Here is a 23561-nt window from a genome sequence, read left to right as displayed (position 1 = left end):
TCGACATTGCACCTCTAACGCCATCAATCACTTGGTTCGACCGAACAGAACCTTTAGATGAGAGGGCAATTGCTTTTTTAGCACTTGGTTCTCGGCTTCAAGTAGCGCCAGTTTTGCCTGGAGCGACTCAATCAGCTCCTGATCCTGCAGTCGTGGAGGCTGGGACATTCCGTCCTGTTCCCGACGCCAGCGTAAAACCCAGCGACGCAGGGCTGTAGGGCCCACACCGGTAGCCTCACAGGCTTTTGGAACGGAGTAATTCATTTCCACAACCAACCGAATGGCTTCTGCTTTTTCCTCAGACGTAACAACCCTGAATCCCATGATGCTTCCTTAAGTCGACGCTCCTACATCATGGTCTAAAAAACTTCGACCACAACACGGCAGCTCCTACATGGTTTTGTGCACATCCGTAGGAGCTGCCGAAGGCTGCGATCTTTTGATTTTCAACGCATCGCTTTGAGTTCCTCGATGCTGATCTCGCGCATCCGAAACTTCTGGATCTTGCCGGTCACGGTCATCGGAAACTCCTCGACGAACTTGAAGTAACGCGGCGTCTTGAAGTGCGCGATACGCTCCTTGCACCAGGCCTGCAACTCCTGTTCGGTGGCGCTGTGGCCGGGATGGAATTTGATCCAGGCGACAATCTCTTCGCCATACCGGGAGCAAGGAATGCCGATCACCTGCACATCGGCAACCGCCGGGTGGGTGAAGAAGAACTCTTCCAGTTCGCGCGGGTAAATATTCTCACCGCCGCGAATGATCATGTCCTTGTTACGCCCGGCGATGCACACGTAGCCTTCGTCGTTCATGCTCGCCAGATCGCCGGTGTGCATCCAGCCAGCGTCATCAATAGCCTCGGCGGTGGCTTGCGGGTTTTTCCAGTAGCCGAGCATCACGCTGTAACCCCGAGTGCACAGCTCGCCAATGGTGCCGCGTGGCACCAGATTGCCCGCCTCGTCGATGATCTTGCTTTCCAGTTGCGGCTGGGTGCGGCCGACCGTGGTGACGCGCAATTCCAGGTCGTCCGACGGACCGGTCTGCAAAGACACGGGGCTGGTTTCCGTCATGCCGTAGGCAATCTGCACTTCGCTCATGTGCATTTCGCCGATAACCCGACGCATCACCTCGATCGGACACGTCGCCCCGGCCATGATCCCGGTGCGCAGGCTCGACAAATCAAATTCGGCGCGCTTGGGCTGATCGAGCATGGCGATGAACATGGTCGGCACGCCATAAAGCGCGGTGGCTTTTTCTTCGGCGACGGTGGTCAGGGTCAACAGTGGATCGAAGGCATCGTTGGGGTAAATCATGGTGCTGCCGTGGGTGACGCAGCCGAGGTTGCCCATGACCATGCCGAAGCAGTGATACAGCGGCACCGGAATCACCAGCCGATCATCGGCGGTCAGGCCGAGGCTTTCGCCGACCATGTAACCGTTGTTGAGAATGTTGTAGTGGCTGAGGGTCGCGCCCTTGGGGAAACCGGTGGTGCCGGAGGTGTACTGGATATTCACCGCCTGATCGAAATGCAGGCTGTCCTGGCGTTCGTGCAATTGCTCGATCGACACACTGGCCGCCAGATCGGCCAATTGCGACCACGGCAGGAAACCCGAGGGTGGCTGCGCATCCAGGCTGATGACCCCACGCAGTTCCGGTAGGCGTTCGCTCTGCAAGTGGCCGATGGATTGCTCCGCCAATTCCGGCACCAACCCTTGCAGCATGCCGTGATAGTCGGAGGTCTTGAAGGCCCCGGCGCAGACCAGCCATTGGCAGCCGGATTGCTTCAATACGTATTCGAGTTCTGAACTGCGATAAGCCGGGTTGATGTTGACCAGGATCACGCCGATTTTCGCACTGGCGAACTGGCTGATGCACCACTGGGCGCAGTTCGGGGCCCAGATGCCGAGCCGGTCACCGGTTTGCAAACCCAGCGCCAGGAATGCTCTGGCGTGCAGATCAACAGCATCCGACAGCTGCTGCCAGGTGTAACGCAGCTGTTGATGGCGCACGACCAGCGCCTCCCCGTTCGGGTATTGCGCGACGGTGTTATCAAACGCCTGGCCGATGGTCATCGCCAGCAAGGCTTTGTCCTGGGAACCACGGGTATAGCTGCGCTGCGGGTTTGCACTGGGTTGATCCATGACGACCCCTATTGTCTTTATTAATGGGCTGTACCGGCGACCTGTAGGAGCCGGCTTGTGTGGCGAGGGGGCTTGCCCCGTTGGGCCGCGCAGCGGACCCAAGATCTGCGAGCGCTGCGCACTCGAACGGGGGCAAGCCCCCTCGCCACAGTCTTTCAGAACTGGCTCTACTCTCGCTCAAGTTGACGTTAACGTAAAGGGTGATTGACAGCCATTCGTCACAGGCTTACGTTAACGTAAAGGTGAGAGCTGAATCACTGCCCTCCCCACCCTACAAAAAAGCCAAAAGGTGCCCCATGAGCTACCCATCCCTGAACTTTGCCCTCGGTGAAACCATCGACATGCTGCGCGATCAGGTTCAGTCCTTCGTCGCCAAAGAGATCGCCCCGCGCGCCGCTCAGATCGACATCGACAACCTGTTCCCGGCCGACCTGTGGCGCAAATTCGGCGACATGGGCCTGCTGGGCATCACCGTGCCGGAAGAGTACGGCGGCGCCGGCCTGGGTTATCTGGCGCACGTGGTTGCCATGGAAGAAATCAGCCGTGGTTCGGCGTCGGTCGCCCTGTCCTACGGCGCGCACTCCAACCTCTGCGTCAACCAGATCAACCGCAACGGCACTCATGAACAGAAAAGCAAATACCTGCCGAAACTGATCAGCGGCGAACACATCGGTGCCCTGGCCATGAGCGAGCCGAACGCCGGTTCCGACGTGGTCTCGATGAAGCTGCGCGCCGACAAACGCGGCGATCACTACGTGCTCAACGGCAGCAAGACCTGGATCACCAACGGTCCTGACGCCAACACCTACGTGATCTACGCCAAGACCGACCTGGAAAAAGGCCCGCACGGCATCACCGCGTTCATCGTCGAGCGTGACTGGAAAGGTTTCAGCCGCAGCAACAAATTCGACAAGCTGGGCATGCGCGGTTCAAACACCTGCGAGCTGTTTTTCGATGACGTCGAAGTGCCGGAAGAAAACATCCTCGGCGTACTCAATGGCGGCGTGAAAGTGCTGATGAGCGGCCTCGACTATGAGCGCGTAGTGCTTTCCGGTGGCCCGACCGGGATCATGCAGGCCTGCATGGACCTGATCGTGCCGTACATCCACGACCGCAAACAGTTCGGCCAGAGCATCGGCGAATTCCAGTTGATCCAGGGCAAAGTCGCCGACATGTACACCCAACTCAATGCCAGCCGCGCTTACCTGTATGCCGTGGCCCAGGCCTGCGAGCGCGGCGAAACCACCCGCAAGGACGCCGCCGGGGTGATTCTCTACAGCGCCGAACGCGCCACGCAAATGGCCCTCGACGCGATCCAGATTCTTGGTGGCAATGGCTACATCAACGAATTCCCGGCCGGTCGTCTGCTGCGTGACGCCAAGCTGTATGAAATCGGCGCCGGCACCAGTGAGATCCGTCGCATGCTGATCGGTCGCGAACTGTTCAACGAAACCCGCTAAACGGAGCTGTCCATGGCTATCCTGCATACCCAGCTCAACCCCCGTTCGGCGGAGTTCGCGGCCAACAGCGCGGCGATGCTCAAACAGGTCGACGCCCTGCACACCCTGCTCGCGCAAGTGCAGCAAGGTGGCGGCCCGAAGGCGCAAGAACGTCACACCTCGCGGGGAAAACTGCTGCCCCGTGAGCGGATCAATCGCCTGCTCGATCCGGGTTCGCCGTTTCTTGAGATCAGCCAGCTGGCGGCCTACGCGGTCTATGGCGAAGACGTTCCCGCCGCGGGCGTGATTGCCGGGATCGGCCGGGTGGAAGGCGTCGAATGCATGATCGTCGCCAACGATGCCACCGTGAAAGGCGGCTCGTACTACCCGCTGACGGTGAAAAAACACCTGCGTGCGCAAACCATCGCCCAGCAGAATCGCCTGCCGTGCATTTATCTGGTGGACTCCGGTGGCGCCAACCTGCCGCGTCAGGATGAAGTGTTCCCGGACCGCGAACACTTCGGGCGGATCTTCTTCAACCAGGCCAACATGAGTGCCATGGGCATTCCGCAAATTGCGGTGGTCATGGGCTCTTGCACCGCCGGGGGCGCCTACGTTCCGGCGATGGCCGACGAGGCGATCATGGTTCGTCAGCAGGCCACCATCTTCCTCGCCGGCCCACCGCTGGTGAAAGCCGCGACTGGTGAAGTGGTCAGCGCCGAAGACCTCGGCGGGGCCGATGTGCACTGCAAGATTTCCGGGGTCGCCGACCACTACGCCGAAAGCGATGAACATGCTCTGGCATTGGCCCGGCGCAGCGTGGCCAACCTCAACTGGCGCAAGCTCGGCGAACTGCAACAACGTACGCCGATCGCGCCGCTGTATAGCTGCGACGAGTTGTACGGTGTGGTCTCGGCCGACGCCAAGCAACCGTTCGATGTGCGTGAAGTGATCTCACGACTGGTGGACGGCTCGGTGTTCGATGAGTTCAAGGCGCTGTTCGGGACGACTTTGGTGTGCGGCTTCGCCCACCTGCACGGCTACCCGATCGCGATCCTCGCCAACAACGGCATCCTCTTCGCCGAGGCCGCACAGAAAGGCGCGCACTTTATCGAGCTGGCCTGCCAGCGCGGCATTCCGTTGCTGTTCCTGCAGAACATCACCGGGTTCATGGTCGGCCAGAAATACGAGGCCGGCGGCATCGCCAAGCACGGCGCGAAATTGGTGACCGCCGTGGCTTGTGCCAAGGTGCCGAAATTCACCGTGATCATCGGCGGCAGCTTCGGCGCCGGTAATTACGGCATGTGTGGCCGGGCCTACGATCCACGCTTCCTGTGGATGTGGCCGAACGCGCGAATCGGCGTGATGGGCGCCGAACAGGCGGCGGGTGTGCTGGTGCAGGTCAAGCGCGAGCAAACCGAGCGCAGCGGGCATCGTTTCAGCGCCGAGCAGGAAGCCGAGATCAAGCAACCGATCCTCGATCAGTACGAAGAACAGGGTCACCCCTACTACTCCAGCGCCCGGCTGTGGGACGACGGCGTCATTGACCCGGCGCAGACCCGCGACGTGTTGGCCCTGGCCTTGTCGGCGTCGCTGAACGCACCCATCGAACCGAGCCGCTTCGGCGTGTTCCGGATGTGATCCCGTAGGAGCGAGGCTTGCCCGCGAACAGCTATGACGCGGTGCAACAGGAAATCCGCGGCGCATTCTTCGCGGGCAAGCCTCGCTCCTACAACCAGAGTTGTGGAGACGGATGAATATGAGCGACTTCAACACCCTCGAGCTGCAGACCGACCCGCGTGGTTTTGCCACCCTGTGGCTCAGCCGAGAAGAAAAGAACAACGCGTTCAACGCCGAAATGATCCGCGAACTGATTCTCGCGCTGGATAAAGTGTCGAGCGATGCGAGCCTGCGTTTTCTGCTGATCCGTGGGCGCGGCAAACATTTCAGCGCCGGTGCCGATCTGGCCTGGATGCAGCAATCGGCCGAACTCGATTACCACACCAACCTTGATGACGCCCGGGAACTGGCGGAGTTGATGTACAACCTCGCCAAACTGAAAGTCCCGACGCTGGCCGTGGTGCAGGGCGCGGCGTTTGGCGGCGCGCTGGGCCTGATCAGTTGCTGCGACATGGCGATTGGCGCCGACGACGCGCAGTTCTGCCTGTCGGAAGTGCGCATCGGCCTGGCGCCAGCGGTCATCAGCCCGTTCGTGGTGCAAGCCATCGGCGAACGTGCGGCGCGGCGTTATGCCTTGACTGCCGAACGTTTCGGCGGGCAACGGGCTCGGGAAATCGGCCTGTTGTCAGAGAGCTATCCGATGGCTGAGCTGGAGCAGAAAGTCGATCAGTGGATCGACAATCTACTGCTCAACAGCCCGGCAGCCATGCGCGCCAGCAAGGATCTGCTGCGTGAAGTCGGCAACGGCGCACTGACCCCGGCGCTGCGCCGCTACACCGAGAATGCCATCGCCCGAATTCGCGTCAGCCCGGAAGGCCAGGAAGGCCTGCGCGCCTTCCTGCAAAAACGTTCGCCCACCTGGCAAGCCGAAACCACCCTCAAGGAGCCGCGTTGATGAGCGCACCTGTTCTCACCACCCTGCTGGTGGCCAACCGTGGCGAAATCGCCTGCCGGGTGATGCGTACCGCCAAGGCTCTGGGCCTGACCACCGTGGCCGTACACAGCGCCACCGACCGTGACGCCCGGCACAGCCGCGAAGCGGATATACGCGTCGACCTGGGCGGCAGCAAAGCCGCCGAAAGTTACCTGCAAATCGACAAACTGATCGCCGCCGCGAAAGCCAGCGGTGCTCAGGCGATTCATCCCGGTTATGGTTTTCTCTCGGAAAACGCCGGGTTCGCCCGGGCGATCGAGGCGGCTGGCCTGATCTTCCTCGGCCCGCCCGCCTCGGCCATCGACGCCATGGGCAGCAAGTCCGCGGCCAAAGCCTTGATGGAAACCGCCGGTGTGCCGCTGGTGCCCGGCTATCACGGCGAAGCCCAGGACCTCGACACCTTCCGCGATGCCTGCGAACGCATTGGTTATCCGGTGTTGCTCAAGGCTACGGCGGGCGGCGGCGGCAAAGGCATGAAAGTGGTCGAGGACGTCAGCCAACTGGCTGAAGCCCTGGCCTCGGCGCAGCGTGAAGCACAATCGTCGTTCGGCGATTCGCGGATGTTGGTCGAGAAATACCTGCTCAAGCCACGTCATGTGGAAATCCAGGTGTTCGCCGACCAGCACGGCAACTGTCTGTACCTCAACGAGCGTGACTGCTCGATTCAGCGTCGGCATCAGAAAGTCGTCGAAGAAGCACCCGCTCCAGGCCTGAGCCCGGAACTGCGTCGGGCCATGGGTGAAGCCGCCGTGCGTTCGGCTCAAGCAATCGGCTATGTCGGCGCCGGCACCGTGGAGTTTTTGCTGGATGCGCGCGGTGAGTTCTTCTTCATGGAAATGAACACGCGCCTACAAGTCGAACACCCGGTGACCGAGGCCATTACCGGCCTCGACCTGGTGGCCTGGCAGATTCGTGTAGCCCGCGGCGAAGCGCTGCCGATGACACAGGATCAGGTGCCGCTGATCGGCCATGCGATCGAAGTACGGTTGTATGCCGAAGACCCGGGCAACGATTTTCTGCCGGCCACCGGGCGCCTGGCGTTGTACCGCGAATCCGCCGAAGGGCCGGGGCGTCGTGTGGACAGTGGCGTCGAAGAAGGCGACGAGATTTCGCCGTTCTACGACCCGATGCTTGGCAAGCTGATTGCTTGGGGCGAAGACCGTGAACAGGCGCGGCTGCGATTGCTGAGCATGCTCGAGGAGTTTGCCATTGGCGGGCTGAAGACCAACATCAACTTCCTGCACCGGATCATCGGCCACCCGGCGTTTGCCGCCGCCGAACTGGATACCGGGTTCATTCCGCGTTATCAGGAGCAACTGCTGCCAGCACCTTCGCCGCTCAGTGATGAGTTCTGGCAAGCGGCGGCCCAGGCGTTTTCGCAAAGTCAGCCGGCTGTTTTGCGCGCCGATGATCCGAGTTCGCCATGGGCCTTCAACAATGGTTTCCGTGCCGGGCTGCCAACAGAAATCACCCTGCACTTGAGTTGCGAAGGGCAAGACCAGGCGCTGACCCTGGGCAATGCCGACATGCATACCGCACGGCTTCAAGGTGAATATCTGCTGACCGAACACCACGGTTTGCGCCGCCAGCACCGGGCTATCCGCCGTGGCGATGCGCTGTATCTGCAATGGGACGGCGAGCTGCGCCGCATCGAGTCGTATGACCCGATCGGCGCCGTCGAAGCCAGTCACAGCCATCAAGGCGGGCTCACCGCGCCCATGAACGGCAGCATCGTGCGGGTGCTGGTGGAGGCCGGGCAAACGGTCGAAGCCGGGGCGCAGCTGGTGGTGCTGGAAGCGATGAAAATGGAGCACAGCATTCGCGCGCCCCACGCCGGGGTGATCAAGGCGCTGTATTGCCAGGAAGGCGAAATGGTCAGCGAAGGCAGTGCCTTGGTGGAGTTGGAACAAGCGTGAAATGAAGATCGGTCCTACGCGTTGCGAGGACCGATCTGATTAGAATTTGGCAGTCGCCTGAACCACCACGCCGATGATTCGGCATTCTTCGGTGTAAAGGGCTTTCGGATAGGTCGGATTGAGCGGGACCAGATAACGCTGCCCGCCTTCTTCGATCAGCTTGCGAAAGACCGCCTCGGCGCTGCCGGGCCATTGGGCGATCACCAGTTTGCCAGGCTCCGGCACGATGGCCGGGTCGACCAGAATCAGCATGCCCTCGGCAATGCTCGCTCCCGTAGGGGCGGTCATCGCATCGCCGACCACCACCAGCCAGAACGCAGCGCCCTGTGCGTGGTAATCGGACAGCTCGAAACGTGGCTTGCTGACAGCCAGCGAGGTGCCGTAGGTCGATAGCTCTCCGTCACGCACCTCCCCGGTTTCCCGCCAGTCACTGACCGGGTAGCGGAAGTACGGGTTGTACTTTTGCGTCAGACAGATCTCCTCATCCTCTGAGGGCAGCGGCTCCCTGATCACCATCGCCACTTCCAGATAGTCCATGCCGAGCGCCCGCAAGACACGATTCATCTCTGCGATGCCGGGCTGACGACGTTTATTGAGCCAGTGGCCGACGCCACCCTGGGACATCCCGATGCGCTCGGCGAGTATTTCCTGAGTGACTTTGAGTTCACTCATTTTGGCCTTGACCAATTCAATCCATTTATCCATGTGCGGCACGATACGTGGGGTACTCCGACCATCAAAACACAAATTGTAGTATTAAAACTGAAGACACAAATACAGTACGTACTAAGCTGGGCTCACGGATTTGAATTTCTCACGGAGCTCGCCATCGTCATGACTATCCCCAGCAATACCCTGCCCGACATGCAAATCGACACCAGCCTCACCTCGCCAAAAGGCTCTGCCGCCGCGCAGCGGGCACTGGACTATTACTTGAAACCAGCTGTGTCAGAAGCGGCCAGCGAAGAACGTTTCTTTGATGTGAACCGTAACATCAGCAGCGAAGAGGCGCTGGTCCATGCTTCGGACCTGCTGCGGTGCGCCGTTGCCACCGCGCATGAGTCAGCCAACCAGCTGCAGGGCGCAAGCCGGGATCTGGCGTTTTCGACGGTGCACATGATCGACATGGCCAAGGCGATGGTCGACCGGGCCCTGGAGGGCAATCAGAACAATTGAGGCGGGAGCGTATTGGAGGAGGACAGGAAAATTTTTCCAATCGCGCAGGTAGAAACATTTGACTTGCAAATGATAATGATTATTATTGCACCAACTGGTCGCGAGATCAGTCGATAGACCAAGAGACCTTAGGTCGGACTCCTGGACTATCTCCTCATCAGGCTAATCACGGTTTTTGACCCGGCTTTTTGCCGGGTCTTTTTTTTGCCAGTCAGGCTGGCTTTGGCTTCAGGCTAATGAAGTCTGTAGGTGCTGCAAAATTCGATTGGCGCGGATGATATCAAAAGAATATCTACTGCCAAGAGAAGCCCGGCAGCACTGGGCCAAACTAACGAAAAATAGCACTTGAGAATCAATTGCGCAGTCTCTAAGCTGCATCGGCGTCAAGGAGGACGCCCCCCTTTTACCCCCCCGTAATTTCCCCCGGTTTCTCCCCCTCTTGCGTGTAAAGTAGCAGCCATAAAAATCGTATTCAGGAATTGATTATGGCCGGGGCTAAATCTTCTTTCGACATCAGCGCTAACTTCGACAGCGGCAACATTGATGTGCTGGACATCAGCAATCCTCTGCAAGCATTGCTGGCCATCAGGCCAGACACTCGCAGCCAGCATTTCCAGTGGTTCCATTTCAAGGCCAGCGGCCTGCATGTGGGTCAGGAGCATTGGTTTCGTCTGAACAACGCCAGCAAGTCCTCATACAACAAGGCCTGGGATGGTTATCAGGCGGTGGCGTCCTACGACCACGTCAACTGGTTCCGGGTGCCGACCATCTTCGAAGGCGACTGCCTGCGTTTCAGCCTTGAAGCCACTGCCACACATGCCTGGTTCGCCTACTTCGAACCCTACAGCCGTGGCCGTCACGACTGGCTGATCGAACAGGCACTGACCAAGGCCGGCACCGAACTGTTGGCCACCGGCAAGAGCGTTGAGGGTCGTGACATCCAGCTGTTGCGCAAAGGGACTGGCGCCGAAGGTCAGCGCAAGGTCTGGATCATCGCCCAGCAACACCCTGGCGAACACATGGCCGAATGGTTCATGGAAGGCGTGATCGAGCGTCTGGAGAAACACGACGACCCGGTGCTGAATAAGCTCCTGGCCAGCGCCGACCTGTACCTGGTGCCGAACATGAACCCGGACGGCGCCTTCCACGGTCATTTGCGCACCAATGCAATGGGCCAGGACCTGAATCGCGCCTGGCAGAACGCCAGCCAGGAAATCAGCCCGGAAGTGCTGTTCGTTCAGCAGCAAATGGAAAAGTATGGCGTCGACCTGTTCCTCGACATCCATGGCGATGAAGAAATTCCCTACGTGTTCACCGCCGGTTGCGAAGGCAACCCCGGCTATACACCGCGGATCGAAAAACTCGAAGAGCGCTTCCGCAGCCATCTGAAGCACCTGACCAAGGACTTTCAGACCAAACACGGCTACACCCGCGACGAACCGGGCAAAGCCAACATGACCCTGGCCTGCAACAGCGTCGGTCAGAAGTTCGATTGCCTGTCCTTTACCATTGAAATGCCCTTCAAGGACAACAACGACGCGCCGAATGCGCTGACTGGCTGGTCTGGCAAGCGTTCGAAACAGTTGGGCAAGGATGTGCTGACGACCATTGCCGACATGGTCGATACCTTGCGCTGATCACCCTTGGACAAAAGATCGCAGCCTTCGCAGCTCCTGCAAGGCTGCGGTTTTTTGATGTTTTACTCAGCCGGGATACGCACACAATCCTGGGGCCCCAACAGCCGCCCATCCTCGGCGCGCAATTCCAGCGGCCGCACCGGTCGACCGTTCTCACGATCGACAACCTGCGAATGCGCCTCCCCCGCCTCATAGAAAAACGCCTCGCCCCACTGCCGCAACCCGATGATTAACGGGAACAAGCCTTGGCCCTTCTCCGTCAGCACATATTCCTGATACGCGCTGCCATCCGACGCCGGCACCAGATCGAAAATCCCGTGGGCCACTAATGTGCGCAGGCGTGCCGAAAGAATGTTCTTGGCCATGCCCAGATTGCGCTGGAACTCACCGAAGCGTCGCAGACCATCGAACGCATCGCGCACGATCAATAGCGACCACCAATCCCCAATCGCATCCAGTGAACGGGCGACCGGGCATTCGGCACCTTGCATGCTTGTACGTTTAACCATGACCGCGTCCGCCGGCAACCAATGTGGTTGCAATATAAAACCAGACTCCTTACCGTACAACTGGTTTTATATTGAAACCACACAAGGAAGCCTGTGATGAGACCTGACCACCCGTTAAGCGGTGCCGTGGTGCTGCTGTTTGCCGTCGCCTGCGGCCTGGCCGTCGGCAATGTGTATTACGCACAACCATTGCTCGATGCCATGGCCGAAGCCTTCGCCATGCACCCGGCAACCATCGGTATCGTCATCACCCTCACTCAGATCGGTTATGGCGTGGGCCTGTTGTTGCTGGTCCCTCTGGGAGATCTGCTCAACCGTCGCCGATTGATCGTCTTGCAAACCCTGTTGTCGGCACTGGCCTTGTTGATGATCGCGTTAGCGCCGAGCAGCACCTGGCTGTTGCTCGGCATGGCGCTGACCGGGTTACTGGCGGTCGTGACGCAAGTCCTGGTGGCCTACGCCGCGACGCTGGCCATCCCGGCGCAACGTGGACGTGTGGTAGGCGTGATCACCAGCGGCATTGTCGTCGGCATTCTATTGGCACGAACGGTGGCCGGCGGCATGGCCGACCTGGCTGGTTGGCGTTCGATTTATCTGCTGTCCGCCGGGTTGACCCTGGTGATGGCGCTGCTGTTGTTTCGTGTACTGCCCAGGCACGAAGACGCGCGACCGGATAGCGCTTACGGCGCGCTGATCGGCTCAGTCTTCACGTTGTTCAAGGAAGAACCGGTGTTGCGTCAACGGGCCATCCTTGCCCTGCTGACGTTCGCCAGTGCCATGGTGCTGTGGACCCCTTTGGTATTGCCGTTGAGCGCCCCGCCGCTTTCACTGTCCCACACCGAAATCGGACTGTTCGGGCTGGCCGGGGCTGCCGGCGCACTGGCCGCTGCTCGCGCCGGACATCTGGCCGATCGTGGCCTGGGTCAATGGACCAGCGGACTGTCGTTGTTGCTGATGCTCGCCTCATGGCTGCCCATCGCCCTCACTCAATCCTCGCTGTGGGCGCTGCTGCTCGGGGTGATTACGCTGGATCTGGGTTTGCAGGCCGTTCATGTCACCAGCCAGAGCATGATCTACAGCGTGCGCCCCGAAGCGCAAAGCCGACTCACCGCCGGCTATATGCTGTTCTATTCGATCGGCAGCGCCTTGGGCTCTATCGGTTCGACGGCGATGTATGCCTGGGGCGGCTGGATCGCGGTGTGCTGGCTGGGTGCGGGCATCAACGCCGTAGCGTTGATCTATTGGTGGCTGACGCTCGCCGCCAAAACACCCAACACCTGGGGCAAGCCCCCTCGCCACAGTTATCGGCAGTCCCCCGACTCACCCACGGTCCCTGCCCCGCAACATGCTGTCCAGCACCTCATCGCGGCGCACCCAACCGTGAAACAACGCCGCCGCCAGGTGCAGCAGCACGGTCAGGAACAGTAGATACGCCAGATACCTATGTGCTTTGCGCAGGAATGCAAACACCTGCGCATTCGCCGGCAGGATCGACGGCAGTTGCAACGAGCTGCTGAGCATCACCGGATCGCCAGCCGCCGATATCATCGCCCAGCCCAGCAGCGGCAAAATCAGCATCAAGGCGTACAGCAAGACATGCGAAGCCTTCGCCGCGAGCACTTGCCAACCCGGCAAGTCCGCCGGCAGCGGTGGTTGCCGGGTCGAAAAACGCACGGCCAGACGCACGACCACCAACAGCAGAATGGCGATGCCCAACGGTTTGTGCAGGTGGATCAGCCACTCGTGACGCTCGGACACCGAGGCCACCATGCCGGCGCCGATGAACAGCATCGCGATGATCATCAGCGCCATCAGCCAATGCAGCAGCCGCGCCAGGGGAGCGAAATGGTTCGGTTGAGCGCTCATTGATGAGCCTCCTGCTTGGCGTTGGGCAACTGATTCACTTCGCTGGTGCGACGCAGATAGGAATTGGCATAGCCCGCTGAACGAGCGGCGAGCAACGGGTCGTCGGAACCTTCGATACCGCTGGGCAATACCAGTGGGTCGTAGTTGATGTCGCGGCACTCGCCATTGAGTTGTGGCTGGGTACTTTCAAGCACCAGCGTGCCGGCGTTCACAACTTTTCGGTCACCGGACCAGGTCTTGCTCGCATCGTTGACCGGGTCCCCGGGGTTCGCCAGGGTGATGTTCAACTGCCAACGCAGCGGTCCGGCGGACAAACGCTGAACCAGATCCTTCTCCAGAAAGTCAGCGCCCTCCGGTGCCATCGCGCCCGCCGCATCCTGAGCAACCGGGGTCATGCTCCAACGCACCGCTTGCCGCTGCCCCGCTGCGTTCACCAGGTAAAACGCATTGACGCTGTTATACGTCTCGGTCGCATAACTGGCAGAAGGTTTGGCAGTCTTGATCCAGGCAAGAAACGGCGCGGCTTCCGGGTGAGAACCGAAGAACGCCGGCACTGCCGCAGGATTCGGTTTGCCGGTGGCCGGGTCCGGTGACTGCGCCTGTTGCAGCTGATAGAACGCCTCGGGCGTGCCCACCGGGAACACCGGCATGCTGTTCATCCCGGTGCGCCACTGCTGACCGTTGGCCTGGGTAAAGCGCAACGCCAGGCTGCGGATCGGTACGCTGTTGTCCGGTGCGTAAGGGTTGCCGGCAGGCAGCGCGAAACGCCCGACCACCGGGGTCCGCGCTTCATTGAACACTTGGGCGCTGGAATACTCGCGCACCTGGCCGCTGCTCTCGAAATGCCCGATCACGCACACCCCTTTGGCGTGGTTACGACGGAACCCCGGGTGCACGCCGTTGTTTTTCTCCAGCACATTGATCAACGCTTTCGGCGTCAGGCGCTGTGGGTCGAGTGTGCCGTTGACGTAGGCAAAAGCCCCGGCCAGCGCGGCGACCACCACGGCAATGCCGGTCAGGCGCAACGTCAGGCTCGCGGTGCTCAGGGGCGGCCGAGACGGCCCTGTTGTAGATGAGCGATCAACCATGAAAGTCTCCGGGGCCGTAGGCCACAGGGGGAAAGAGCTATGAGACGAACGTCACGTAGGATTATTCCCCCTGAACTGTAGTTTCTTTCAAAGCACCGCTAGCGACGAATCCTCAAGGTTGGTCAAACCGGGTTAAAACTCGGCTCACGCTTCTGCAAAAAAGCCTGCATACCTTCCTGTTGCCCCTGCGTGGCAAACAAACCATGAAACACTCTTCGCTCAAAAAGAAGGCCCTCACGCAGCCCTGACTCCAGCGCCCGGTCCACTGACTCGCGCGCAGCGAGTGTGGCGGTTTTGGCGAAACCGGCAATGATCTGCGCTGCGGCCAAGGATTGCTCCAGCAGATCGCTGGCAACGATGACCCGCGACACCAATCCTGCCCGCTCGGCCTCTTCGGCCGACATCGAGCGTCCGGTCAAAATCATGTCCATGGCCTTCGACTTGCCGATCAGGCGCGTGAGACGTTGGGTCCCGCCCATTCCAGGCATCACCCCCAACCTGATTTCCGGTTGGCCAAAACGAGCGTTATCCGCAGCAAAGATCAGATCGCACATCATGGCCAACTCACAGCCGCCACCGTATGCATAACCGGCAACAGCGGCCAGCTTGGGCGTACGCAACGCGGCAAAGGCTTCCCAATTGGCGAAATAATCCTCATGGACCATGTCCAGGTAAGATTTTTCGTACATCTCCTTGATGTCGGCGCCAGCCGCAAAAAAATCCGCTGTCCCGGTGATCACGAAACAGCCGACTCCGGGGTCACGGTCCAACCGTTGCAACGTGTCCAGCAGTTCGCGCATCAGGGCCGAACTCAAAGCATTCCTGGCCTGCGGGCGATTAAGACGAATCAATACGACTCGATCATGACGTTCGATCAATGTGTGCATGGTGATCTCATTAAATAGATGTGAAATGTTTGAATGAAAAAACGCTCTTGGCACACTTCAGGAATCCCAGATTGCGCCATACGCCGGAATGCCCCGCCCCTCCATTTCCTCAACCACTCGCTGGGTGAGCGTCTGGTTCGAAATGCAGATCACCGCCTCGGCACCGAACGAGCGAACCGCGTCATAAGCCAGTTGCACAAGGTCTGGCTTGCCGAGCACATCGGTGTCCCAGATCAAGGCATCAGGATTGGCCCGCAGGATCTCTTCCACCAGTTCGTCACCGTAAGTTTTTCGCGGGCTGCGGGTCGACCAAACCAGCCGTATCGGTACTTGCCCGGCCAACAAATGGGGCAACACCGGGCCGATGCCGCTGCCCGTGGCGATGTACACCACCGATTTGAACAGGGTTTCGATGTGCGCCACGCCAGCGGTGGTAATGCCTTTGACCCAGACATGCGTCGGCATTTGCTCGATGAACTCGCCGGTCCAATCACCTGCCCGGGAAATGATCAGGCGAAAACTCGCTTCACCCGGTGCGGGAATATTGGCAAAGGAATGCCACTCCATCAGCGGGTTGAGACTGATGGCGTTGGAGGAGCCGGCAAACGGCGTGACATGGTCAAAACGGGCTATTACCGCATGAGAAGAAGGCCTGATCAGTTGCACCGGCACTTTGCGCAGACGAAACCATGGCAAGGCGATGCTGAACGTCAGCACAATCAGCATCCAGAATGCCACCGACGTCGACAGCGCCTCGCTCACGGAGGCCTGCGGGTTCTGGTCCCGGGTAAACAGAACGCTCCATACCCAGAACAGGGCAAGTGCGGTCCACCCACCAAAGCGGTGCATTCGCTCGAAGCCGTTGTGAAAACGCCCGCGAATCCGCGGGTGAGCCATGACGGCCACCAGCAGCAAGATCCCCAGCAACCCGGTGCTCACCCCGAGCAGCGCCAGGGAAACGCCGCCCAAGCTTTCAGTCCAATGCCAGGCCAGGGAGCCGATCAACACCGCGAACCAGCCAATCGCCGCCAGCGCCCCGCCACTGTGCAAGCCGCCGAAGTGGTAAACCTTGGCCAGTGAGCGGCGTATCGCAAGCGGCCAGGAAGTGGGCGCCCGGGTTGCCAGCCAGAACAGCAGATTGATGATGTATTGCTGGCGAATCAAAATTGCCAGCGACAGATTCGCCACCACCAATCCCGACAGCGCCTCAAGGACTATCCCCGTGGATGTCCACCACTGCCCGGCGGTCAACCCATGCGCCAGTGCCGCGATATTGAGTGCAAGCACCAGCGCTACGAGGCGGTTGTAATGCGAAAATATCGGCAACGTCCCCAATCGCCGCCACAGCACGCGCTTGACCGGCAGTGCGGTATCCGGATTGCCCCCCTTCATGCGCTCACCCCTTGCCGGGTCGTCGCGTCGACCTGGTGCGTCATCGCCCACTCCAGCAGCAAACGTTTGTCGACCTTGCCGCGTGAGGTCAGCGGAATGTGCTCCACGGCGAGAATCAGCGAAGGGACGCAATAATAGGCAAGCCGCTCTTCACAGCGCCGTCTTGCATCATCGATGTCCGTGGTAACGGGATAGACGAAGGCCACCAGATGGCGACTGTCGAGTTTCAACGTGACCGCCCGCTCGCAGCGATCAGATGACTCCAGAGCCGCAGAAACAGAGTCGAGCTCCACCCGAAACCCTCTGACCTTGACCTGATCATCGACACGTCCCAGGTGTTCAAGTTCGCCGTTCGCTGTCCAGCGCCCCAGATCACGTGTGCGAAACATCATCCGGCCCTGCCCCAGAAACGGATCCGGCCGATAGCGTTCGGCGGTCAGCGTCGGGTTACTCAAATAACCGGCGGTCACACAGTCGCCGCCAGCCCACATCTCACCTTGCTCACCCGCCTGACAGAGCTGGCCCGCCTCATCCAGCACGTACACCGTGTTGTTGGGCGTGGGTTTGCCGATCGTCAATGCACCTGCGCCCCTGTAATGCTGCATGGTGTTGACGATCGTGGTTTCGGTCGGGCCGCAGGCATTGTAAAAAGTGCAGAACGAGGACCAGCGATCAGCCAGGGGCTGCGGACATGGCTCCCCGGCAAGGGCCACGACCTTGACTTGCTGACACCGCAATGGATCGAGTGTGCCGAGTATCGAAGGCGTAGCGATCAGCACATCGCATTGTTCGGCCGTCTGGGCGATGTCCTTGCCACGGATCATCAAGGTCGCACCATGAGCCAGACACCCGAGTATTTCCCAGGCCGCCATGTCAAAGGCGATGTTAAGTATCTGTCCGACCTTGAGCCCAGGCCGCATGCCGAGATTGCCAGGGGCTGTCAGCAAAATATTGCACACATTGCGGTGGGTCACCCGAACCCCATTGGGCAGGCCGGTGGTGCCGGAGGTAAACAGCACGAAACACAACCGGTCCGGGGTCAATGACAGCGAACAGGCCACATTCAGGTCATCAGCGGGTGTTGACGCAACCTCCATGAACTCATCGAGGCAAATGCAGTGTTGCTGCGACGTCAGGGGAATTCGCGACTCGAGGCTCGACAGTGTCAGCACCACCCGCGTCGAGGCCACGTCCATGATGTGGCGCAATTGCGCAGTGGGAGTAATCCCTACGTGCTGAGGGATGTAGGCAGCACCCACTTTCAATGCGGCCAACATTCCCGCCAGCATCGGGATCGAACGCTCCACAAACAAGGCCACGTGATCGCCCGGGGCGACGCCCTGCTGACGCAACAGCGTGGCCAGTCGGTTGGCCTGCCGGTTCAGTTCACCATAGGTGATGGTTTCGCCCTCACAATGGGCGGCAATGCCCTGAGGTCTGGCGGCGGCTTGCGCCTCGATGGCGTGATGGATCAGAAGATACTCAGGCTCAACCGTCGGCCCACGACCGAACCGCGGCCACACGTCATGGGTGTTGTTGTCCGGAAGCAGCGAACACATCGATGCCGACTCAAGGGAAATTTTGCACTCTTGCATGTTAAAAAATTCTCTTCAGGCTCAATATTCACGTTCAAGCACGGGTGGTTCTGCGCAACCTGGTGAGAGGCTGGGCTGACTGCCTGAGCTTGCTGCATGGGTTGAGCCGCGAAGTTCGATGCCATTACATGGATTACAAACCCCTCAGAAATCTCCTACACAAATAAGTAATGGTTTTCCCCGACAAAGGAATAAACCACGGTGGCCGGCGTCCTTCTTGTCAGTGCCATTCATCACAGCCAGAGAACACGCCATTTCCATGAACAACATCGACGGACAATTGCGTGAAATCATTCCCAGGCTGCGGCGCTTCGCCGTATCGCTGACGCGCAACCCCAGCAGCGCCGACGATCTGGTGCAGGCAAGCCTGGAACGAGCGCTGTCGAATTGGAGCGCTAAACGTCCGGAGGGCGACCTGCGGGCCTGGCTGTTTTCGATTCTTTATCGGCAGTTTCTCGACGCCCACCGCCGCTCCCGGCGGTATGCGCGGATGCTCGAATTCTTTACCGGGCGCGACGATGCGCAGCCTTCGGTAGAACGCACGGTAATCGCCCAGTCGACCCTGCAAGCCTTCGATCAGCTCAGCACCGAACAGCGCGCATTGCTGCTCTGGGTATCGGTGGAAGGCTTAAGTTACAAGGAGGTCGCCGAGATTCTCGACGTCCCCACCGGCACCGTAATGTCGCGCCTGTCCCGCGCGCGCCAGGCCTTGCGCCAGCTCAGCGACGGCGAAATCACCCGCCCTTCCCTGCGGAGACTCAAATGATCAGCATGCCGCCCAGCGAGCGTGACCTGCACGCCTACGTCGATCACCAACTCAGCGATGCCGACCGACATCAGGTGGACACTTATCTGGCCAGCAATGCCGAGGTGGCCGCGCAAGTGCGCGCCTGGCAGCAGGACGCCCAGCAATTGCGCGCAGCCCTGAGCGGCGCCTTGCAGCAACCGGCCAACCCGCAACTTGACCCGGCGCTGATTCGCCAGCGCCTCAAACGCCAGTCTCGCCGTCATCTGGCCAGTGCCGCGGTGTTGTTGATTGCGGTCAGCGTCGGCGGATTGGGCGGTTGGCACGCGCGGCAGATGACTCTGGTCAGCCCCCCACTGCCGATGGCCGATGCGATGCAGGCCTACCGACTGATTGCCCAGCAAGGCATCCTGCCGGCGGATTACCAAGTCAGCGACGATGGCGATATGCAAGGCTGGCTCGACCGCTATTTCAGCCAGGCCCATCGCCTGCCGAACTTGGCGGGGGCTGGCTACAAACCGGTCAGCGGCCGTTTACTCAGTACCGAACAAGGGCCGGCAGCGATGGTGGTTTACGAAGATCAGGGCGGCCACAAAGTCAGCTTTTACGTCCGTCCGCCGGGACCGAAAAACTTCCTCCTGCCCCGCGGCAGCCGCAGCGACGGCGAACTGCAGGCCGAGTATTGGTCGGATGCCGGGTACAACTACGCGATGGTCAGCCCGAGTGACACACCGGCGGCGCAGATGCTCAAGCAGACACTGAAGTTCTGATCCGGGTTGTGGTCACCCCTGCCCAAACACCTGCGAAGGCCTGCGCAACAGCGGGTCGAACGGATTGATCCGCGGCCCGATCAACGCGGCTTCGCGCTTGAGCATTTCCACCACGGTCGGCAAACGATCCGGCCCCAGGCGATCACTGATCGTGGCCACGCTCAACGCCGCCACCGCCCGGCCGTCGCGATCGAGGATCGGCACTGCCACGCCGGCCATGCCCTGCAACACGCCGGTGTTGCGCCCGGCGTACCCGAGCGCGCGCACATTCTCGACTTCCGAGCGCAGGAACACTTCGTCGTACAGGTGGAAATCCTTGAGCCGCGGCAAGTTGTAGTGAATCACCGTGTCGCGTTCCTCTTGCGGCAGGAATGCCAGAATCGCCAGGCTGCCCTGCCCCACACCAAGCGCCACCCGCCCGCCGATGTCACCGGTAAATGTGCGGATCGGAAACGGCCCTTCGCTGCGGTCCAGACAGATTGCATCAAAGCCACTGCGCGCCAGCAAAAACAGCGAATCGCCCAACGATGCCGATAACCGCAGCAATGCCGGCCGCGCCAGTTCGCGCAGGTTGTTGGTATTGCCGGCGCGGGCCGCCAAGGCAAAAAACTCCAGGCTCAGGCGATAGCGTTTGCTGCGGGCGTCCTGTTCGACCATGCCCTCGTCCATCAGGCTGCGCAGCAAGCGATGGGTAGTCGGTTGCGACAAACCGATGCGCTGCGCCAGTTGCGTCACGCGTTCGCCGCCCTCGACGGTGTCACCCAGACTGCGCAACACCGCAAACAGTCTCGAGACCGCACCGACACCGACTTCATTTTTGATTTCATTCCGATCAGTGGAATCTGACATTTGATTTCTCATCAATAAATTTACTCACTGAATAAAACTGAAAATAGTCATCGCTTCAGTGAAATAGGTTATTGAGCCCATCCTATTCTTCGTCCTACTCTGCGTCCATACAGGGGCGATTCGAACAACAACGGCAGCCGACACACGTCGAGCGCCAACACCCCCCGCAACATCTTTTCGTATCTGCCCATACAAAAAAGCGCGCCGTTGGCGACGCATAACAATCTCAGGTGGAGCGCAGTCATGGCCTTCGTGCAACTTGAAAACCTCGGCAAACGATATGGCGAGATCGACGCGGTCGTCGCCACCAACCTGTCGGTGGAAAAAGGCGAGTTCGTCTCACTGCTCGGCCCTTCCGGCTGCGGCAAAACCACCACCCTGCAAATGATCGCCGGCTTCGTTGAAGTCAGCAGCGGACGCATTGTGCTGGACGGTCGCGACATCACCCACGCCAAACCCGCCAGCCGTGGCCTGGGCGTGGTGTTCCAGAGTTACGCGCTGTTCCCGCACATGACCGTGCAAGACAACGTCGCCTTCGGCCTGCGCATGCGCAAAGTACCCAACGGTGAATTGCAGCAACGGGTGGATCGGGTGCTGAAACTGGTTCGCCTGCACCAGCACGCCGAGCGTTATCCACGGGAGCTTTCCGGCGGCCAGCGCCAGCGTGTTGCTCTGGCCCGGGCGTTGGTGATCGAGCCGCCGGTGTTGCTGCTCGACGAACCGCTGTCCAACCTCGACGCCAATTTGCGCGAAGAGATGCAGTTCGAAATCCGCCGCATCCAGCGCGAAGTCGGGATCACCACGCTGATGGTCACCCACGACCAGTCCGAAGCGCTGTCGATCAGTGATCGGGTAGTGGTGATGCAGGCCGGGCGCATCACTCAGATCGACGCGCCTTACACCCTCTACGAACACCCCCGCACCGAGTTCATTTCCGGGTTCGTCGGCAAAGCCAATCTGCTGCCCGGTGAGCGAGATGGCGCCGGTGTGGTTCAGGTGTGCAACACCGGCAACGGCGATCTGACGTTAAGCCTGCGCCCGGAGAAAATCGATCTGCGGGAAAAAGGCCATGGCCGTCTGCAAGGCAAGATCGCCAGCCGCTTCTTCCTCGGCAGCCAATGGCTGTACGGCGTAACGACGACCCTGGGCGAACTCTGCGTGGTGCGTCGCAACGACGGCTCGGCGCCACTGGCCGAAGGCACGGCGGTCGGCCTCGACTGGGACGCGGCACTGCTGCGGGTGCTGAGTGTCGACGAGGTGTCGGCATGAATACGCTCGCCGCCATCCGTCAAGGACGCCAAGGGTATGTGTTGTCGGCGCCGGCCCTGGCGTTGTACGTCGGCCTGCTGGCGATCCCGCTGCTGCTGACGCTGGTGTTGTCGTTGAACGTCTTCGACTACAGCTCGGGGATCAACAGCGACGCCTACACCTTCGCCCACTACAGCAGCCTGCTGGGCGACCGGTACTTCTACGAGATCTTTCTGCGCACGATGTGGATCAGCGCCCTGACCACCCTGCTCTGCGTACTGATCGGCGTGCCCGAGGCCTACATCCTCAGTCGCATGGGCGCACCGTGGCGTTCGATTTTCCTGATTTTGATCCTCACGCCGCTGCTGATTTCGGTGGTGGTGCGGGCGTTCGGCTGGAGCCTGTTGCTGGGCGCCGACGGGCTGGTCAACCAGACCTTGCAAGCCTTCGGTGGCTCGCCGATGAAGCTGCTCTACACGCCGTTCGCAGTGGTGATCGCGCTGGTCCACGTGATGCTGCCGTTCATGATCATTCCGGTCTGGACCTCGCTGCAAAAACTCGACCCGGCCGCCGAGCAGGCTGCGCTGTCACTGGGCGCCAGCCACTTCACGGTGATACGCAAAGTGGTGTTGCCGCAGGTCATGCCCGGCGTGCTCTCCGGCACCTTGATCGTGTTCGGCCTCGCGGCCAGTTCCTTCGCCATTCCCGGCCTGCTCGGCGGACGCCGGCTGAAGATGGTCGCCACGCTGATCTACGACCAGTACCTGTCGGAGCTGAACTGGCCGATGGGCGCCGCGATTGCCGTGGCTCTGCTGTTGCTCAACCTGCTGATCATGCTGTCGTGGAACCGGATGATCGAAGGCCGCTACAAGAAGTCATTGGGATAATTCGTCATGTCCAGAAACGGTCCTTTCGCCCTGCTGTTCCATGCCCTGGTGGTGCTGTTCATGCTCGCGCCGCTGGTGGTGGTGTGCCTCGTCGCCTTCACCCCGGAAAACACCCTGAGCCTGCCGACCACGGATTTCTCCCTGCGCTGGTTCCGCGCCGTGTTCGAACGCGCGGACTTTGTCGATGCGTTCTACAACAGCCTGATCCTGGCCTTCAGCGCGGCCAGTCTGGCGACGCTGATTGCGGTGCCGGCGGCGCTGGCGATCACCCGCTTCGAGTTCCCCGGACGGGACTTTTTCAACGCCCTGTTCCTGTCGCCGATCATCATTCCGCACCTGGTGCTGGGGGTGGCGTTGCTGCGCCTGTTCGCGCTGATGGGCGTCAACGGCAGCTTCGCCTGGCTGATCTTCGCGCATGTGCTGGTAATCACGCCGTATGTGTTGCGACTGGTATTGGCGTCGGCCATCGGCCTGGACCGCAGCGCCGAACACGCCGCGCAATCCTTGGGTGCCGGACGCTTCACGCTGTTCCGGCAAATCACCTTGCCGATGATTCTGCCGGGGGTCGCCGGTGGCTGGCTGCTGGCGTTCATCAACAGTTTTGACGAGGTCACGTTGTCGATCTTCGTCACCTCGCCGGCCACGCAAACCTTGCCAGTGCGCATGTACGTGTACGCCACCGAATCCATCGATCCGATGATGGCGGCGGTGTCGGCCCTGGTGATCGCGCTGACCGCGCTGACGATGATTCTGCTCGATCGGGTCTACGGCCTGGATCGGGTTCTGGTGGGTAAACAATGAG

Annotated in this window: 22 protein-coding genes; 12 read left to right on the top strand and 10 right to left on the bottom strand. The window is 60.4% G+C overall.

Annotation, left to right across the window (positions count from 1 at the left end):
• Window positions 1-27: 27 nt before the first annotated feature.
• Window positions 28-324 (bottom strand): transposase, encoded by a 297-nt coding sequence (locus AF70_RS02255; protein ID WP_028941237.1) that lies wholly within the window; start codon window positions 322-324, stop codon window positions 28-30.
• A gap of 122 nt (window positions 325-446) precedes the next feature.
• Window positions 447-2141 carry an AMP-binding protein gene (locus AF70_RS02250; protein ID WP_028941236.1) on the bottom strand — a complete coding sequence of 565 codons (1695 nt, stop codon included), beginning with the start codon at window positions 2139-2141 and terminating at the stop codon, window positions 447-449.
• A gap of 296 nt (window positions 2142-2437) precedes the next feature.
• On the opposite strand from AF70_RS02250, the gene AF70_RS02245 reads away from it, so the two are divergent.
• From AF70_RS02245 to AF70_RS02230, 4 genes are all read left to right on the top strand, one after another.
• Entirely contained in the window at window positions 2438-3601 is a 1164-nt protein-coding gene (locus AF70_RS02245; RefSeq protein WP_007940933.1) for an isovaleryl-CoA dehydrogenase, read from the top strand.
• Window positions 3602-3613: 12 nt separating this feature from the next.
• Window positions 3614-5221, top strand: coding sequence for a carboxyl transferase domain-containing protein (locus AF70_RS02240; RefSeq protein WP_028941235.1), 1608 nt, complete (start codon window positions 3614-3616; stop codon window positions 5219-5221).
• Window positions 5222-5339: 118 nt separating this feature from the next.
• A complete protein-coding gene (locus tag AF70_RS02235; protein WP_019580041.1) occupies window positions 5340-6155 on the top strand; it encodes a gamma-carboxygeranoyl-CoA hydratase in 816 nt (271 codons plus the stop codon).
• Window positions 6155-8110 carry an acetyl/propionyl/methylcrotonyl-CoA carboxylase subunit alpha gene (locus AF70_RS02230; RefSeq protein ID WP_028941234.1) on the top strand — a complete coding sequence of 652 codons (1956 nt, stop codon included), beginning with the start codon at window positions 6155-6157 and terminating at the stop codon, window positions 8108-8110. Before AF70_RS02235 ends, AF70_RS02230 begins: the two co-directional genes overlap by 1 nt.
• Window positions 8111-8149: 39 nt before the next feature.
• Here AF70_RS02230 and AF70_RS02225 read toward each other — a convergent pair whose 3' ends face one another.
• The gene (locus AF70_RS02225) at window positions 8150-8815 is read right to left on the bottom strand and encodes a LexA family transcriptional regulator (protein WP_019580039.1); all 666 of its coding nucleotides are present in this window, start codon (window positions 8813-8815) and stop codon (window positions 8150-8152) included.
• Window positions 8816-8944: 129 nt separating this feature from the next.
• Here AF70_RS02225 and AF70_RS02220 point away from each other — a divergent pair, with 129 nt between their 5' ends.
• Together AF70_RS02220 and AF70_RS02215 are read left to right on the top strand one after the other, a co-directional pair.
• Window positions 8945-9286: a DUF6124 family protein gene (locus tag AF70_RS02220; RefSeq protein ID WP_019580038.1), complete on the top strand. Its 342-nt coding sequence runs from the start codon at window positions 8945-8947 to the stop codon at window positions 9284-9286.
• Window positions 9287-9771: 485 nt separating this feature from the next.
• Window positions 9772-10923: a M14-type cytosolic carboxypeptidase gene (locus tag AF70_RS02215; protein WP_028941233.1), complete on the top strand. Its 1152-nt coding sequence runs from the start codon at window positions 9772-9774 to the stop codon at window positions 10921-10923.
• Window positions 10924-10985: 62 nt separating this feature from the next.
• On the opposite strand, the gene AF70_RS02210 is transcribed toward AF70_RS02215, so the two are convergent.
• Window positions 10986-11432, bottom strand: coding sequence for a helix-turn-helix domain-containing protein (locus tag AF70_RS02210; RefSeq protein WP_028941232.1), 447 nt, complete (start codon window positions 11430-11432; stop codon window positions 10986-10988).
• A 96-nt stretch (window positions 11433-11528) separates the two neighbouring features.
• Between AF70_RS02210 and AF70_RS02205 the strand changes: the two genes are divergently transcribed.
• Window positions 11529-12860: an MFS transporter gene (locus AF70_RS02205; RefSeq protein ID WP_019580035.1), complete on the top strand. Its 1332-nt coding sequence runs from the start codon at window positions 11529-11531 to the stop codon at window positions 12858-12860.
• Here the strand turns inward: AF70_RS02205 and AF70_RS02200 are convergent.
• The 5 genes from AF70_RS02200 to AF70_RS02180 all read right to left on the bottom strand — a co-directional run bounded on the left by AF70_RS02200 (window position 12753) and on the right by AF70_RS02180 (window position 18224).
• Complete coding sequence (locus tag AF70_RS02200) at window positions 12753-13298, bottom strand: cytochrome b (protein ID WP_018925452.1); 546 nt, start codon at window positions 13296-13298, stop codon at window positions 12753-12755. The genes AF70_RS02205 and AF70_RS02200 overlap by 108 nt on opposite strands.
• Window positions 13295-14386, bottom strand: coding sequence for a catalase family peroxidase (locus AF70_RS02195; RefSeq protein WP_028941231.1), 1092 nt, complete (start codon window positions 14384-14386; stop codon window positions 13295-13297). The genes AF70_RS02200 and AF70_RS02195 overlap by 4 nt, the downstream gene beginning before the upstream one ends.
• Before the next feature lie 122 nt (window positions 14387-14508).
• Window positions 14509-15273 carry an enoyl-CoA hydratase-related protein gene (locus tag AF70_RS02190; RefSeq protein ID WP_028941230.1) on the bottom strand — a complete coding sequence of 255 codons (765 nt, stop codon included), beginning with the start codon at window positions 15271-15273 and terminating at the stop codon, window positions 14509-14511.
• Between the two features lie 57 nt (window positions 15274-15330).
• Entirely contained in the window at window positions 15331-16665 is a 1335-nt protein-coding gene (locus AF70_RS02185; RefSeq protein ID WP_028941229.1) for a membrane protein, read from the bottom strand.
• Window positions 16662-18224, bottom strand: coding sequence for an amino acid adenylation domain-containing protein (locus tag AF70_RS02180; protein WP_032831194.1), 1563 nt, complete (start codon window positions 18222-18224; stop codon window positions 16662-16664). Before AF70_RS02180 ends, AF70_RS02185 begins: the two co-directional genes overlap by 4 nt.
• Window positions 18225-18519: 295 nt before the next feature.
• Here AF70_RS02180 and AF70_RS02175 point away from each other — a divergent pair, with 295 nt between their 5' ends.
• Together AF70_RS02175 and AF70_RS02170 are read left to right on the top strand one after the other, a co-directional pair.
• Entirely contained in the window at window positions 18520-19026 is a 507-nt protein-coding gene (locus tag AF70_RS02175) for an RNA polymerase sigma factor (RefSeq protein ID WP_019648429.1), read from the top strand.
• Complete coding sequence (locus AF70_RS02170) at window positions 19023-19775, top strand: anti-sigma factor (protein ID WP_019580028.1); 753 nt, start codon at window positions 19023-19025, stop codon at window positions 19773-19775. Before AF70_RS02175 ends, AF70_RS02170 begins: the two co-directional genes overlap by 4 nt.
• A gap of 12 nt (window positions 19776-19787) precedes the next feature.
• On the opposite strand, the gene AF70_RS02165 is transcribed toward AF70_RS02170, so the two are convergent.
• Window positions 19788-20624 (bottom strand): IclR family transcriptional regulator, encoded by an 837-nt coding sequence (locus AF70_RS02165; protein WP_028941227.1) that lies wholly within the window; start codon window positions 20622-20624, stop codon window positions 19788-19790.
• A 243-nt stretch (window positions 20625-20867) separates the two neighbouring features.
• Here AF70_RS02165 and AF70_RS02160 point away from each other — a divergent pair, with 243 nt between their 5' ends.
• From AF70_RS02160 to AF70_RS02150, 3 genes are read left to right on the top strand one after another with little or no spacing between them, the layout of a single operon-like run.
• On the top strand, window positions 20868-21893 hold the full coding sequence (locus AF70_RS02160; protein ID WP_019580026.1) for an ABC transporter ATP-binding protein: 1026 nt from the start codon (window positions 20868-20870) through the stop codon (window positions 21891-21893).
• On the top strand, window positions 21890-22759 hold the full coding sequence (locus AF70_RS02155; RefSeq protein WP_018925443.1) for an ABC transporter permease: 870 nt from the start codon (window positions 21890-21892) through the stop codon (window positions 22757-22759). Before AF70_RS02160 ends, AF70_RS02155 begins: the two co-directional genes overlap by 4 nt.
• Before the next feature lie 6 nt (window positions 22760-22765).
• Window positions 22766-23560 (top strand): ABC transporter permease, encoded by a 795-nt coding sequence (locus AF70_RS02150; protein ID WP_019580025.1) that lies wholly within the window; start codon window positions 22766-22768, stop codon window positions 23558-23560.
• Window position 23561 lies beyond the last annotated feature (1 nt).

It is taken from the genome of Pseudomonas sp. KD5 (genome assembly GCF_012932895.1).
In the GTDB taxonomy this organism is placed as follows: Bacteria; Pseudomonadota; Gammaproteobacteria; order Pseudomonadales; family Pseudomonadaceae; genus Aquipseudomonas.
The sequence above is the reverse complement of the archived record's forward strand: the minus strand, read 5'-3'. Positions and strand labels throughout refer to the sequence as shown.